Source organism: Comamonas sp. Tr-654 (assembly GCF_011752915.1).
Classification (GTDB): domain Bacteria; phylum Pseudomonadota; class Gammaproteobacteria; order Burkholderiales; family Burkholderiaceae_C; genus Comamonas.
This window is the reverse complement of record NZ_VWWQ01000002.1, coordinates 241,999-256,254: the sequence shown is the minus strand read 5'-3', so window position 1 is coordinate 256,254 and position 14,256 is coordinate 241,999. Positions and strand designations below refer to the sequence as shown.

General features: G+C 60.5%; 9 protein-coding genes. 6 read left to right on the top strand and 3 right to left on the bottom strand.

Going from position 1 to position 14,256, the window contains the following annotated elements; translation table 11 throughout:
• The first annotated feature begins 17 nt into the window (after positions 1-17).
• Entirely contained in the window at positions 18-1,226 is a 1,209-nt protein-coding gene (locus F3J24_RS06835) for an MFS transporter (RefSeq protein ID WP_167003903.1), read from the top strand.
• A 112-nt stretch (positions 1,227-1,338) separates the two neighbouring features.
• Here F3J24_RS06835 and htpG read toward each other — a convergent pair whose 3' ends face one another.
• On the bottom strand, positions 1,339-3,288 hold the full coding sequence (htpG, locus tag F3J24_RS06830) for a molecular chaperone HtpG (RefSeq protein ID WP_167003900.1): 1,950 nt from the start codon (positions 3,286-3,288) through the stop codon (positions 1,339-1,341).
• Positions 3,289-3,951: 663 nt separating this feature from the next.
• On the opposite strand from htpG, the gene F3J24_RS06825 reads away from it, so the two are divergent.
• The 4 genes from F3J24_RS06825 (at position 3,952) to F3J24_RS06810 (ending at position 9,104) form a co-directional block, all read left to right on the top strand.
• On the top strand, positions 3,952-4,476 hold the full coding sequence (locus tag F3J24_RS06825) for a spore coat protein U domain-containing protein (RefSeq protein WP_167003897.1): 525 nt from the start codon (positions 3,952-3,954) through the stop codon (positions 4,474-4,476).
• Positions 4,477-4,581: 105 nt separating this feature from the next.
• Positions 4,582-5,523, top strand: coding sequence for a molecular chaperone (locus tag F3J24_RS06820; RefSeq protein WP_167003895.1), 942 nt, complete (start codon positions 4,582-4,584; stop codon positions 5,521-5,523).
• 67 nt (positions 5,524-5,590) lie between these two features.
• Entirely contained in the window at positions 5,591-7,990 is a 2,400-nt protein-coding gene (locus F3J24_RS06815) for a fimbria/pilus outer membrane usher protein (protein WP_167003891.1), read from the top strand.
• A 10-nt stretch (positions 7,991-8,000) separates the two neighbouring features.
• Entirely contained in the window at positions 8,001-9,104 is a 1,104-nt protein-coding gene (locus F3J24_RS06810) for a spore coat U domain-containing protein (RefSeq protein WP_167003888.1), read from the top strand.
• A gap of 207 nt (positions 9,105-9,311) precedes the next feature.
• Here F3J24_RS06810 and F3J24_RS24820 read toward each other — a convergent pair whose 3' ends face one another.
• Positions 9,312-11,267: a pseudouridine synthase gene (locus F3J24_RS24820; protein ID WP_205244648.1), complete on the bottom strand. Its 1,956-nt coding sequence runs from the start codon at positions 11,265-11,267 to the stop codon at positions 9,312-9,314.
• Positions 11,268-11,351: 84 nt separating this feature from the next.
• On the bottom strand, positions 11,352-12,083 hold the full coding sequence (locus F3J24_RS06800) for a Crp/Fnr family transcriptional regulator (protein ID WP_029158367.1): 732 nt from the start codon (positions 12,081-12,083) through the stop codon (positions 11,352-11,354).
• Positions 12,084-12,309: 226 nt separating this feature from the next.
• Here F3J24_RS06800 and F3J24_RS06795 point away from each other — a divergent pair, with 226 nt between their 5' ends.
• Positions 12,310-14,247 (top strand): long-chain fatty acid--CoA ligase, encoded by a 1,938-nt coding sequence (locus F3J24_RS06795; protein WP_167003886.1) that lies wholly within the window; start codon positions 12,310-12,312, stop codon positions 14,245-14,247.
• Positions 14,248-14,256 lie beyond the last annotated feature (9 nt).

The window sequence follows — 14,256 nt, the reverse complement described above, 5'->3', positions numbered from 1 at the left end:
CTGCACCTGAGCGCCTTATGAAAACCACAACAGCAGCGGCCACCACAGTCCTCTCCAGAACCACCCTGCTGCTCATGGCCACGGCCTGCGGCCTGTGCGCCGGAGCCAATTATTTCAACCAGCCCTTGCTCAACTCCATGGTCCAGCATCTGCAGATCAGCGATGCCCAGGCCTCCAGCACCGTGACCATGGCCCAGGTCTCCTATGGTCTTGGACTGCTATTTCTGGTGCCGCTGGGCGATATGCTGGAGCGCCGCCGCCTGGTTCTGACCCTGATGCTGCTGGCCGCCTGCGGCATGCTGCTGTCGGGCATCAGCGGCCTGGCCGGCAGCTTCGCGCTGCTCGCCGCCGGCACCCTGATGGCCGGCGTGTTCTCGGTGGCCGCCCAGGTCCTGGTGCCCATGGCCGCCACATTTGCCGCGCCTGGCGCCAGCGGGCGTGCCGTCGGCCTGGTCATGAGCGGGCTGCTGATCGGCATTCTGGCCTCGCGCAGCGTGGCGGGAATTCTGTCCGATCTGGGCGGCTGGAGCACCGTCTACTGGGTCGGTGCCATCAGCACTGCCTTCATGGCCGTGCTGCTGGCGCGGGCCCTGCCCAAGGCGGCTCCCGCCGCTCCCGTCAGCTATGGCGAAGTCATGAAGTCCCTGGGGGACTTGCTGCGACGGCATCCGCGCCTGCGCAGCCGCGCGCTGATTGGCGGCACCGGCTTTGCCACCGTGAGCGTGCTGTTCTCCACCATGGCGCTGCTACTGGCCGGGCCTGGCTTTGAACTCTCGGATCTGATGATCGGCCTGATCGGTATCGTGGGCATTGCCGGCGCACTGATGGCCAATGTGGCCGGACGCATGGCAGACAAGGGACTGGAGCAGTCAGCCACGCTGGCCGGCGCCATTCTGATGCTGCTGGGCTGGCTGTGCCTGTGGCTGGGCGGCAGCAGCATCTGGTGGTTTCTGCTGGGTCTGCTGGTGGTCGACGGTGCCTTGCAGGCCCTGCACATCAGCAACCAGAACGTGGTCTATGCATTGGCGCCCGAGGCCAGATCGCGCATCAATGCCGTCTATATGACCACATACTTTCTCGGCGCCTCCCTCGGCTCGGCACTGGGCTCGTGGGCCTGGCTGACCTATGGCTGGACCGGCACCAGCCTCATGGGCGGCCTGCTGGGATTGCTCACTCTGGCCATGGTGCTCTGGGATCGCAGCCTGCTTGCACGTTCACGCAGTTAATCAATTTTGATAGCTGGTAGCGCTCCACCCATAAGCGATATAGCCAGAAATCATAAAAAATCCCCGCAGAGCCACCACCCTGCGGGAATTTTTATCGGGGTAACCGAACCGCTCAGGCCAGCAGCGCGTTCACACGTTTGACATAAGCAGCCGGATCCTCGGGCATGCCACCCTCGGCCAACACGGCCTGGTCGAACAGAATCTGGGCCAGATCGTTGAAGTGGACGGAGCCGTCCAGCTTCTTGACCAGGGCGTGATCGGGGTTCACTTCCAGCACCGGCTTGGACTCGGGCGCTGCCTGGCCGGCCTGCTTGAGCAGGCGAGCCAGTTGCAGGCTCATGCCGCCGTCGCTGACCACCAGACAGGCGGGCGAGTCGACCAGGCGGCTCGTAGCGCGCACGTCTTCGGCACGGTCCTTCAGGGCTTCCTTGAGCTTGGCCAGCACAGGCTTGAAAGCTTCGGCGGCTTCCTCGGCGGCCTTCTTCTCTTCCTCGTTCTGCAGCTTGCCCAGATCCACGGCGCCCTTGGCCACGGATTGCAGCGGCGTGCCGTCAAAGTCGTTCAGATAGTTGAGCGCCCACTCGTCGACGCGATCGGTCATCAGCAGGACTTCAATGCCCTTCTTCTTGAACACTTCGAGCTGAGGGCTGTTCTTAGCCGCAGCCAAGGTGTCGGCCGTGATGTAGTAGATCGCGTCCTGGCCTTCCTTCATACGTGCCTTGTAGTCGGCAAACGAAGTGTTCAGACCTTCATGCGTGGTGGTGGCGAAGCGCAGCAGCTTGGCAATGCGTTCCTTGTTGCCGAAGTCCTCGCCCAGACCTTCCTTGAGCACGGCGCCGAACTCGTTGTAGAACTGCGTGAACTTGCCTTCCTTGGCCTTGTCCTCTTCGCTGACGACATCCTGCACGCCATCCGCAGCCTCAGCTGCCGCTTCATGCCTGTCGTGGCGTGCCAGGTCTTCCAGCATCGAAAGCACGCGCTTGGCCGAGCCGTCGCGGATCAGGCGCACATCGCGGCTTTCCTGCAGCAGCTCGCGGCTCACGTTCAGCGGCAGGTCGGCAGAGTCGATCACCCCCTTCACAAAGCGCAGGTACTGGGGCATCAGCGCCTCTGCATCGTCCATGATGAAGACGCGCTTTACATAGAGCTTGATGCCGGCGTGCTTGTCACGCTGGTACAGGTCGAACGGTGCCTTGGCGGGGATGTACAGCAGCTGCGTGTACTCGGTATTGCCTTCGACGCGGTTGTGGCTCCAGGTCAGCGGGTCCTCGAAGTCATGGCTGATGGCCTTGTAAAACTCCTTGTACTGCTCTTCCGTGATGTCCTTCTTGGCGCGGGTCCACAGGGCGCTGGCCTTGTTCACGGTTTCCCATTCGCCGGTCTTGACCATCTCGCCGGGCTGATCGTTCTCGCCCTCCTTCCACTCTTCCTTTTCCATCAGGATGGGCAGGCTGATGTGGTCGGAGTATTTGGAGATGACCTGCTTGAGCTTGTAGCCGTTGAGAAATTCCTCGGCGTCATCACGCAGGTGCAGGATGATGCTGGTGCCGCGCTGGGCGCGTTCGATCTGCTCGATCTCGAAGTCGCCCGTGCCGCCGCTGATCCAGCGCACGCCCTCAGAAGCAGGTGCACCGGCGCGGCGGGTTTCCACGGTGATCTTGTCGGCCACGATGAAGCCCGAGTAAAAGCCGACGCCAAACTGGCCGATCAGTTGCGAGTCGGCCTTCTGGTCGCCGCTGAGCTTTTCCATGAAAGCCTTGGTGCCGCTCTTGGCAATGGTGCCCAGATTGTCGATGGCTTCCTGCTCGCTCATGCCGATACCGGTATCGGTGATGGTCAGGGTGCGGGCAGCCTTGTCAAAGGACACGCGCACTTCCAGCTCGGGCTGATCGCCGTAGAGGCTGGCGTCACCCAGCGCTTCAAAGCGCAGCTTGTCGCAAGCATCCGAAGCATTGGAGATCAGCTCGCGCAGGAAGATTTCCTGGTTGGAATACAGCGAATGCGTGACCAGGTGCAGCAGTTGGGCCACCTCGGCCTGGAAGGAATGGGTTTGCTTTGTCATCGTTCTCGGGGTACGGATGTCGTTGAACACAAAAACTGTCGTTTATACAAGTAGTGCAGAAGTGCGCAAATTCAAGAGCTCGTCATCAGTCTGCGGGTATCCATTGCCCGATCGGGTTGCATAGAGGTCTGACCGTCACAGCCTCAAGCTTCTGCGACGCACCTTCAGCTTGCATGAGTGCCATTGACGAAAACCTATCAAACGCGTCAAAAAATAAACCAATAGTCAATCAACGCATTCAAATGAAGAATTCAATATTGATTTTCAGAATCACTTTTGAATACATGATTCATTTTTAGACAACAGAGGATTTCAAAAACCAAATCACTAGGAAACGTTGATCAAAAGCAAGATCGAGAATTTCCTCTCACCCAAACAAATTCAGAGCTAATTTACAATTTCCTACATTTGCTCGGGCTTTCTTCCTACAAGCCAACCTATTTCATTCTTATGAGAATTTTGAAACACCAGCTCTTTGCAAAAAAATAAAAGGCAGTTCTTCTCAAGAATGTTTTTGGCGAGATTCAAATATTCAAGTTGAATTTTGATTGTCAAATCTTCCTTGAAGCGATTTATGAGTTTTCTCAACTACCTTCTCCATATCTTGTCTTGACGCACTGAGTTGGCACAGCAGAGGTCCCTCTTCGCTTTGAAGGAGTCTTTATGCGTAGTCAACGCCCCGTTCTGTCAGGCATCGCAGCCATGCTGCTGGGCATAGCCACCACTGCCACTTTTGCCGATACCGTCACCGGCTCGTTCAATGTCAAGGTCCAGGTACTCAAAGCCTGCTCGGTCACGCCCACCAACCCGGCCGATATCGTTTTTGACACTGTAGACACCACAAGCACTACAGCCCAGAGCAAAACCACGTCGATTGCTGTGCAGTGCTCGAAGAGCACGCCTTACGAAATCGGCCTCACCCCCTCTAACGCCAACACCACAGGCGCAGGGACCATGACCAAGGTCGGGGCCGCCTCGCCCACCGCTGACCAAAGGATTGCCTACCAAATCAATTCTCCGTCAAGCAGCGCCTGGGGCAACAAGACGGGCGCTGGAGGCAATACCGTCACCGGGACCGGCAATGGCGCAGTACAAACCTATGTCGCAACTGCAGCAGTGGCAGGCACGGTATGGAATGTCGAGCCTGGCAACTATGCTGACATAGTCACGGTGACCGTGACCTACTGATCAAGCCTGACATACGGCAAAAAGCAGCTCAAAGGCCTTGGCAGGATGCATGCAGAGTCCGGTTATCGCAGGACTGACCAAAGCGTTGCCTTTTCCTGTTGCTTCATGGTTGACAGCTTTGCGAGCAGCTTTCACAAAGCGCTTGCAACACGAATCACAAAACCAAAAGTTGAGCGTGACGAGGCGCTGGCCCGCACAAGGCGCAACGGCAGCGCGCCAAGACCCGTGTTCGGTGATCAAAAAAATGAGAAGTTGCGGAGGGATTCCATGCGTTTCATGCCTCAAAAACAGGTCTTCGTCGCCTCGCTGGCGGCATGCGTGTTTTGTCACATGCCATTGGCATATGCGGGCGGACTGCAGGTGGCTCCCGCATCTATACAGATGCCCATCAACAACAATGCCGCTGGCATCTGGCTGAGCAACACCAACTCTTCTCCTTTGACGGCCCAGATTCGGGTCTTCAAGTGGTCACAAGCAGACGGGGAAGATCTCATGTCCTCCACCGCTCAGCTCACGATCAGCCCTCCAGTGGTGGAGATCCCGGCGGGAGGCAGGCAGCTGGTGCGCATCATCCGCACCGGCGCTGCACCCGCCATTGGCACGGAAACGGCTTATAGGCTCATCGTTGACGAGTTGCCGGCCGAAGTGCCAGAAGCCCTGAGACCGCCAACACCCACACCTTCCAGGCGGACCTTTGGCATGAACTTCCTGATGCGCTACTCCGTCCCGGTGTTTATCGGTGACGCCACGGACGACTCCATCAAAGATATCGGCTCCCAGCTTGAGTGGTCTGCCCATAAAGACGACTCCACAGGACAGTGGATCGTGCGTGTCACCAACCACGCCTCCGTACGCGCCCAGCTTGCGGATCTCAGTGCAGTCACCACGGAGGGGCAAACACGCCCTTTGATCAGCGGCATGCTCGGCTATGTGCTCCCCGGAAGCACCCGGCAATGGAAGCTCGCGGCGGTGCCCCGGACGCAATCTCTCAAAGGTTTTCAGGCACAGATCAACTCGGACACCCAGATGATCAAGCTTCAGCCGTGAACTTGTGCCATGCGCGAGCACCATGGCATTTAGCAGAAACACTGCACTAATCCTTGGCACAGCGAGTTTGCTGGGCACATCCTGTGCCTGGGCCCAGACACAGGGCGAGCCAGCCTCGCGCAGCAATCAACCCTTTCGCCTGTCGGATCTCGCGCCGCTTGCGCCTCGGGCATCTCTTGCCTCCACAGAGGAGGGCATCGAGCTGATGCTCTCCGTGCAGCTCAACACCCGGGACTTCGGCCTGCAACCGGCCTTGCTGCGAGACAAGCGCTTATCCATGCGCCGGGACACGCTTGCCGTACTGGGCCTGAGAAACGAATCCCTACCCTCGCCTGCAGCGCAGACGCCCGACCCAAGCAATCCATGGATTGAGCTGGATGCCATCGAGGATCTGCAGATTCAGCTCAATATGGCGATGCAGAGTTTGACGCTGAACATCCCCTTCACGCAGCTGCAATGGGCCAGCGCCCAGCTTAGCGCCAACGGCGTTCGAGGCCAGCCTTCCCACAGCTCTCACGGCCTGCTGCTGAACTACGATGTCTATGGCTTTGATAGCAAGGGATCGCGCGCGCTAAGTGCGATTACAGAGTGGCGTGCCTTCATGGCGGACAAGGTGCTCGCGACGACCATGCTGTCCCAATTTTCGAGCACCAGCCAGTTGGGGACGAGCCATGATCAATTTCGCCAGGTACGGCTGGATACGACCTTCAGCCAGTCCTTTCCCAATCAGATGCTGACCTTTCGCCTCGGCGACACGCTGACCAGCATGCAGCCCTGGTCACGCGCCACGCGCATTGGCGGCATCCAGATTTCACGCAATTTCTCACTGCAGCCTTATCGCATCACATCACCCATGCCTGCGCTGATGGGCACCAGCGCATTGCCGTCAGATATTGCGCTGTACATCAACGGGATCAAGCAATACCAGGGCACGGTGAATGCGGGCCCCTTCACTTTGAACACGCCGGTGGGCATCTCAGGAATGGGAAATGCACAGATTGTTCTGACCGATGCCTTGGGCCGCAACACCACTTTGCAATACAGCCTTTACGGCAGCACACAATTGCTGGCAGAGGGTTTGAGCGATTGGTCTGTAGAGGCTGGCTGGGTGCGCAAGAACTACGGCTACGAGTCCTTTAGCTATGGCCACGCCCCGGTCGTCAGCGGCTCCTGGAGCAGAGGCGTAAGCAACCAATTGACCGTGCTCACGCATGCAGAGGCCACCTCGGGCTTGCTGAACCTTGGTGCTGGTGCGCATTGGCAGGCCGGAGCCTTTGGCGTGCTTTCTGCAGCCAGCGCCATCAGCCGTAAGGATGGCGAGGCTGGAGCTCTGGTCCAGCTGGGACACACCTGGAACAACCAATCGTTTTTCACCACCCTGCAAGGCATGCGCGCCAACCACAGCTTCCGTGATGTGGCGTCCTTGTATGACGTGGTCCGCCCCAAGGCATCCGGGCGCGCCATGCTGGGGTACAACGACAAAAAGCTGGGAGCATTCAATATCGGCCTGCTGTACCTGTCCAGCTATGGCAACAAGACACAGCGCTATGCCACTGCAGGGTGGAGCCGCAACCTGGGAGGCCAAGGCGCCATCAGCCTGAGTGTCAATCACGACCTGGACGACAGCCGCCAGAGCAATGTGCAACTGGCCTTGAACTGGTTTCTCGATGGCAGGCTCAACCTGGGCGCCACGGCCAGCCGCCAGAACCAGCAGAGCCTGTTGAGTGCCTACGCCAGCCAATCCCGCCCCAACAATGGCGGCTGGGGCTGGAGTGTTGCCGCCCAGCACGGCGATGGAAATTCTGGCCAGGCACGAACCGATTATCTGGCCCAGCATTTCGAAGCCAACGCATCCATCGCCAGCAACCGAGGCATCAGCAGCGCCTCCGCAGGAGCGTCTGGATCGCTAGTGCTGATGGACGGGCATCTACTGGCCAGTCGTCGCATCTACGACGGCTTTGCTCTCGTCAGCACCAATGGACTTGCAAACGTCCCCATCAGGCGGGAGAACAATTCTGCAGGGCAGACCAGCGAGCAAGGCTTGCTGCTGGTCACGCAGCTCGGGGCCTATCGCAACAACAAGATTTCCATTGACCCCATGCAGCTCCCCGCACAATTCAAAGTGCCCCAGCCCGAGCTCAACATCGTCCCGACAGACAGGGCAGGAACACTGGTCAAGTTCGATCTGCAGCGCATCCGTTCAGCCAGCATCGTGCTGCACGATGCTTCGGGTCAGCCCGTTGCCACCGGCAGCCGTGCCGTCGTGCAAGATCACAGCAGGGACACAGCGACGATCAGCAGCATCGTCGGCTATGACGGCATGGTGTACTTCGAGCAACTGGCTGCCGACAACCGTATCACGGTCAACCTGCCCGATGGCAATCAATGCACTGCCCATGCCCGCTGGCCCGATACCGCTGAGTCCGTGAATGAAATTCCCGTAATAGGCCCGATCACCTGTCGATAAAGGTTGCGCCATGGAACTCCTTACCTGCCTGGTGAAACAGACCACCGTTCGCATGCTTCTCAGCCTTCTGGCCGTCTCCATGGTCTGGCTGCTTGTGCCAACAACCGCCAAGGCGCAGAACGTGGTGTGCAATACCTTCAGCATGCCGAATGTGAATTTCGGCAGCTTTACGCCCTTTGATGCGCCAGCCAGCACCAGCGGACAGCTTTCCTTTCAGTGCTACAACACCACTATTAGCCTCTTAGGAATCACCTCCATCTATGCGGCCATTTGCATCAATTTTGGTGACGGCAGTGCAGGTGGAACGGTCGCTGCACGCAACATGAGCACGACAGGAAACCTGACGCCGCTGCAGTACCAGATCTACCGCAGCGATGGCGCAGTCTGGGGCTCCTACAACCTGGCGGGCTCGTCGCCCCCTCAGATCGTGCTGCAACTCCCGTCAGCCTGGCTGGTCAATGGCGTCTTTGGTTCATACAACTACCAATCAGCCACCTTACCGTTTACGGCAAGCATCGGTTCCGGCCAGAGCACCACCATTCCCGGGGCCTACCGCAGCGATTTCAGTGGAACCCAGGCCAGCATCATTGTCCGCACGGGCAGCAGCAACACGGTGACCTGCCTGGGCCAATCCACCAGCAGTGCCAACGTCGTGCTGAGCCAGGCCACCTTGCCATTCAGTGTCACGGCAACGGTGCAAAAAACCTGCCAAATCCAGATCAGCAGCGCCAGCAATATGGATTTTGGCAATATCAATCCGCTGACTACAGGCCCCTTTGACACCAGCAGCAGCCTGAATGCCCGCTGCACCAGCAGCACGCCCTACAACATTGCGCTGGAACCCAGCGGAACACCGACTCCCACCGATGGCAAAGGCACACTGCGCAATGCCGGCACGGCAAGCAACAACCCGGACACTTATGTCAGCTACGGGCTCTATCGCGATGTCGGACGCAGCCTGCCTTGGGGCAATGTCAGCAACAGCAATACCTTCGGTGGCACCGGTACGGGCTCGTACGCCGCAAGTCCCATCAACATCTACGGGCGCATCAGCAACGGCAATGTCAGGCCCGGCTCATACACCGACAACGTGATTGTCAACGTCTTGTATTGAGAGCCGGGTCCCTTTTCATATCGCCATGAAAAAAGCGCAAGCGCTTATTCAATAAGAATAGCTACTTGCGCTTTTCAGCAAAGGGATAGACGCCATTTCCATATAAAAAATAGCGTCACCCTTGTCTGAGGGGCAGCGAGCAAAATCCGCCTTACGGCGAAGCTGCCCGTCCCCCTTGGAGGAAGCGGCGGAGCCGCTCAGGGGGTGTCAGAAGTTTTCATGCGCAGCCAGATAGCGCCATTGGCCGGTGGGCAGATTGCCCAGGGTCACACCACCAATGCGGATACGCTTGAGGCCCACGACCTTGAGGCCGACCTGCTCGCACATGCGACGGATCTGACGCTTCTTGCCTTCGGTCAGCACAAAGCGCAGCTGCTCGGGGTTCTGCCAGTCCACCTGGGCCGGCTTGAGCGGTTGCTCGTCCAGCGACAGGCCGTGGCGCAGCAGAGCCAGCTTTTCCTCGGGGAAGACGGACTGCACATCCACATCGCGATCGCCGAAGGTCACGCGCACCAGGTATTCCTTGTCGACCTCCGAGTCCTCGCCAATGATCTGGCGCGCCACGCGGCCATCCTGTGTCAGCACCAGCAGACCCACGGAGTCGATGTCCAGACGACCGCAGGGAGCCAGGCCCTTGAGCTGGCTGAAGTTGAAGCGCGTCTTGCTGCGGTCTTCGTTCCAGCGGTTCTCGTTGGTGATCAGCACCACGGCGGGCTCATGGCCGTCCTCGGCCTGACCGCTGACATAGCCCATGGGCTTGTTCAGCAGGATGGTGACCTGCTGGTCCTGACGGTCCTGAGCCTTCTGGTCGATCTCGATCCTGTCACCAGGCACCACGTTCTGGCCCATGGTTGCGACTTCGCCGTTGACTGTGACCCAGCCGTTTTCCACCCACTCGTCGGCTTCGCGACGCGAGCACAGGCCCATATCGGCAATGCGCTTGTTGATGCGCACAGCACCGGGACGGTCATCCTGACGCACTTCGGCTTCGGGTACACGCTTGACGGGAATTGCGCGGTCCGAGCCATCGGCAGCGGGACGGTAGGTGCGGATGCCGGTCGTCGGGCGGCGTGTGGCCTCCGACACAAACGAGCCGGGGATATGACGCTTTTCAGGCTCTCCACCACGCTCGTCGCGGCGTTCGCCACGGCGCTCGTCATTGCGGCGGTCGTTACCGTGGCGGTCATTACCGCGACGGTCGTCACGATCAAAGGCGCGGCCTTCGGGACGGTCACCGTAGCCACGGCTCTGCGGACGATCACCAAAGTCGCGACCTTGCGGGCGATCGCCACCACGGGGTTGGTATTCGCGGCGTTCGCCACCTTCGGAGCGGTCTGGACGACCAAAACCACGGTTTTGCGGACGGTCACCAAAGTCACGGCCTTGAGGACGCTCATCGCGGCGGCCTTCAAAGCGATCACCACCACGACGTTCGCCGTCACGAGGACGGAACTCACGGCGGTCGCCGCCTTCGGAGCGCTCAGAACGGCCCTGGTCAGGACGGCCAAAACCGGACGAGCGTGGACGCTCGCCAAAGTCACGGCCGCCTTGCGGACGGTCATCACGGCGGTCGTCACGGGGACGGAACTCGCGACGCTCTGCGCCTTCGGAGCGCTCAAAGCGGCCCTGGTCGGGACGGCCAAAACCGGACGAGCGTGGACGGTCACCAAAGTCACGGCCGCCTTGAGGGCGGTCATCACGGCGGTCGTCACGGGGACGGAACTCGCGGCGCTCGCCACCGCGATCGCCATCACGCGACTCGCCATAGGGGCGGAAACCTCGATCACCGCCGCCAAAGCGACGCTCGCCGCCTTCGTCGCGATCAGTGCGGGGACGGCGCTCGTCGCGCTGCGAGAAGCCGCCGCGGCGTTCGCCGTCGTCACGGGCAGGACGGCCGCCATCGGGGCGACCAAAACCGGAAGCGCGAGGGCGCTCGTCGCGCTCGCGCTGAGGGCGTGCGCCACGCTCGCCACGCGGGCCTTCGCTGCGCGGGCCGCGATCGGAGCCGCCTGCGGGCCGGGGGCCACGAGCCGCCGCCGGCTTTTCCGCCTTGGCAGGCTTGGCCGGTGCACGCAAAACAGGGCGCGCCGACGATGCATCGGAGGGCGCGGAGGATTTGCCGGAACCTGGGGCGCCGGACTCTTTAGGAGGTTTGACTGACATTTGGGCGTAATTGTCTCGCGACGCGCGGGCGCGAGGCGAGAGTTATCCACAATTCCAGCGCGGGGCTAGGTTATAGGACGGGCCTCAAGCAAGCGCCTTGCGCGATGCGCAGAACTCGCCGTGGCGTAGCGCCTCCAGGTCCAGCACGCGCAGGCCGCCATATTCGATCTGAATCACGCGCTCGCGCTGCAGCACGGATAAGGCCTCATTCACACGCTGGCGCGACAGGCCAACCAGATTGGCCAGCTCCTGCTGGGTGATACGCAGAATCTGCCCCACGCCAGGGTAGAGCAAGGGGTTGAACAAGGCGGCCAGGGTGCGCGCCACGCGCAGATCGGGATTGCTCATGCGGTCGATCTCGCGCGCCGCGATGAACTGCCCCAGCCGCTCGTTAAGCTGATTCATCACAAACCGGTTAAAGCCTATGGAGTGGTCGAGCAGCCAGTGGAACATGTCTATGGGCAGACCGCCCACCACGCTCCTGCGGATGGCCTGAACGTTGTAGCGATAGGGCTCGCGCTTGATGACCGTGCCTTCGCCGAACCAGCCGCCGGGCGGCAACCCGGCCAGCGTCATGCTGACGCCGTCGGCGCTTTCGGTGTTCATCTTGAGCAGGCCGTCGACCACCCCAAACCAGTAAGTAGGCGGGCGACCGGTGCGGCAGACATAGTCACCGGGCTCGGCATCGCCGACAAGCAGCACGCGCGCCACATTTTCACGCTCCAGCGGTAGCAGGACAGGCCACCAGGGAATGCCATCGAGTTCTGAGCTCAAAGGCTTGCGCCGCCTTTGGTGCAGGGACAGTTCTTGACTCATGCCCAGCAGCATTGCCAAAGCCGCGCTGGCGCAACAGCGGGATTTCCACGAGGCAGCAAATGCGCCATTTTCAGCAGCATTTGTTACAGCGGATTTCCACTATGCAGACTTTCCCTCAAATTGTCGTCAAACAGACATCCTGACGTCAAAGTCACCCATAGCATGCCTGCAAGACTTTCGTGAAGGGTAGCCGCTGCGGCTCCGCCCCCAACCAAGAGGATCAGGCATGACAACCACGTTCCCGCAACTGCTGCTCAAGCACGCGACAGAACGCCCCGACGCGCCCGCCCTGCGCGAGAAGGAATACGGCATCTGGCAAAGCTGGAGCTGGCGTGAAGCCGCCGAGACCGTGCGCCACATGGCCTGCGGCCTGCGCGCGCTAGGGCTTGAACGCGGCCAGAACCTGGCCTTCATCAGCGACAACCGGCCCCATGTCTACATGGGCTTTCTGGCCGTGCAGGCTTGCGGCGCCGTGCCCATTCCGTTGTACCAGGATGCCGTGGCCGCCGAGATGCGCTTTGTGATGGAAGACGCGGAGATTGCATTTGCCTTCGCCGAAAACCAGGAGCAGGTGGACAAGCTGCTGGAAGTGCGCGAGAGCGTGCCAGGCATTCGCCACATCATCTATGACGACCCGCGTGGCCTGCGCAAGTACGAGCAGCCAGGACTCATCAGCACCGAGGAACTGCTGGCCAAGGGCAAGGAGTGGGATGCGCAGCACGCGGGAGCCTATGAAGCCATGGTCCAGGCAGTCTCGCCGGACGATGTCTCAGTCATCCTCTACACCTCGGGCACCACGGGCAAGCCCAAGGGGGTGTGCCAGACCCATGCCAGCTTTGGCGAATCCGCCCGCGGCGGCGTGCAGACCGATGGTCTGAATGCGTCGGACAATGTGATCTGCTATCTGCCGCCGGCCTGGGTGGGAGACCATCTGTTCTCGTTTGCGCAATGGCTGGTGGCGGGCTTCACCATCAACTGCCCGGAGTCCGCCTCGACCATCGCCATCGACTTGCGCGAAATCGGCCCCAGCTACTACTTTGCGCCGCCACGCATTTTCGAAGGCATGCTAACCTCGGTCTCCATCCGCATGGAAGATGCGTCGCCGCTCAAGCAGTGGATGTATGCCAAGGCCATGGAAGTGGCGCGCCGCGTAGGCTCGGACATTCTGGACGGCAAGAACGTCGCAGCCCTGGATCGCCTCAAATACCAGCTGGGCAGCCTGTTCATCTATGGCCCGCTGCGCAACGCCATGGGTCTGTCGCGCATTCGCGTGGCCTATACGGCAGGTGCCGCCATCGGACCGGAGCTGTTCCGCTTCTTCCGCTCTATAGGCATCAACCTCAAGCAGCTCTATGGGCAAACCGAGACCTGCGCCTATGTCTGCCTGCAGCGCGACCGTCAGGTGGAACTCTCCAGCGTGGGCCAGGCGGCGCCAGGCATCGAGCTCAAGATTGCCGACAACGGCGAGGTGCTGGTCAAGGGCGTGTCCGTGCTCAAGGAGTATTACAAGCGCCCCGATGCCACGGCCGAGGTCATCGACGCCAACGGCTACTTCCATACCGGCGATGCCGGAGTGATCGACGCCAACGGCCAGCTGCGCATCATCGACCGAGCCAAGGACGTGGGCAAGACCAGCCGCGGTGCCATGTTTGCGCCCAACTACATAGAAAACAAGCTCAAGTTCTTCCCGCATATCAAGGAGGCCGTGTGCTTCGGTCATGGCAAGGACGAGGTCTGCGCCTTCATCAACATCGACTACGAAGCCGTGGGCAACTGGGCCGAGCGCCAGGGCCTGCCCTATGGCGGCTATGTGGACCTGGCCAGCAAGGCCAAGGTGCTGGAGCTGGTGGCCGAATGCATAGACAAGGTCAATGCCGATCTGGCCAGCGAACCCGGCATGGCCGACACCCAGGTGGCGCGCTTTCTGGTGCTGCACAAGGAGCTGGACCCCGATGACGACGAGCTGACCCGTACCCGCAAGGTGCGCCGCAACTTCATCGCCGACAAGTACGGCGTGCTGGTGGAGGCGCTCTACACCGGCAAGCAGCAGCAGTTCATCGAGACCCTGGTGAAGTTCGAGGACGGTCGCACGGGCAGCGTCAGCGCCACGCTGACCATCGTCGACGCCAAGCGCCACCCGGCTTCGGCCAAGGCTGCCGCCTGAGAGGAATTT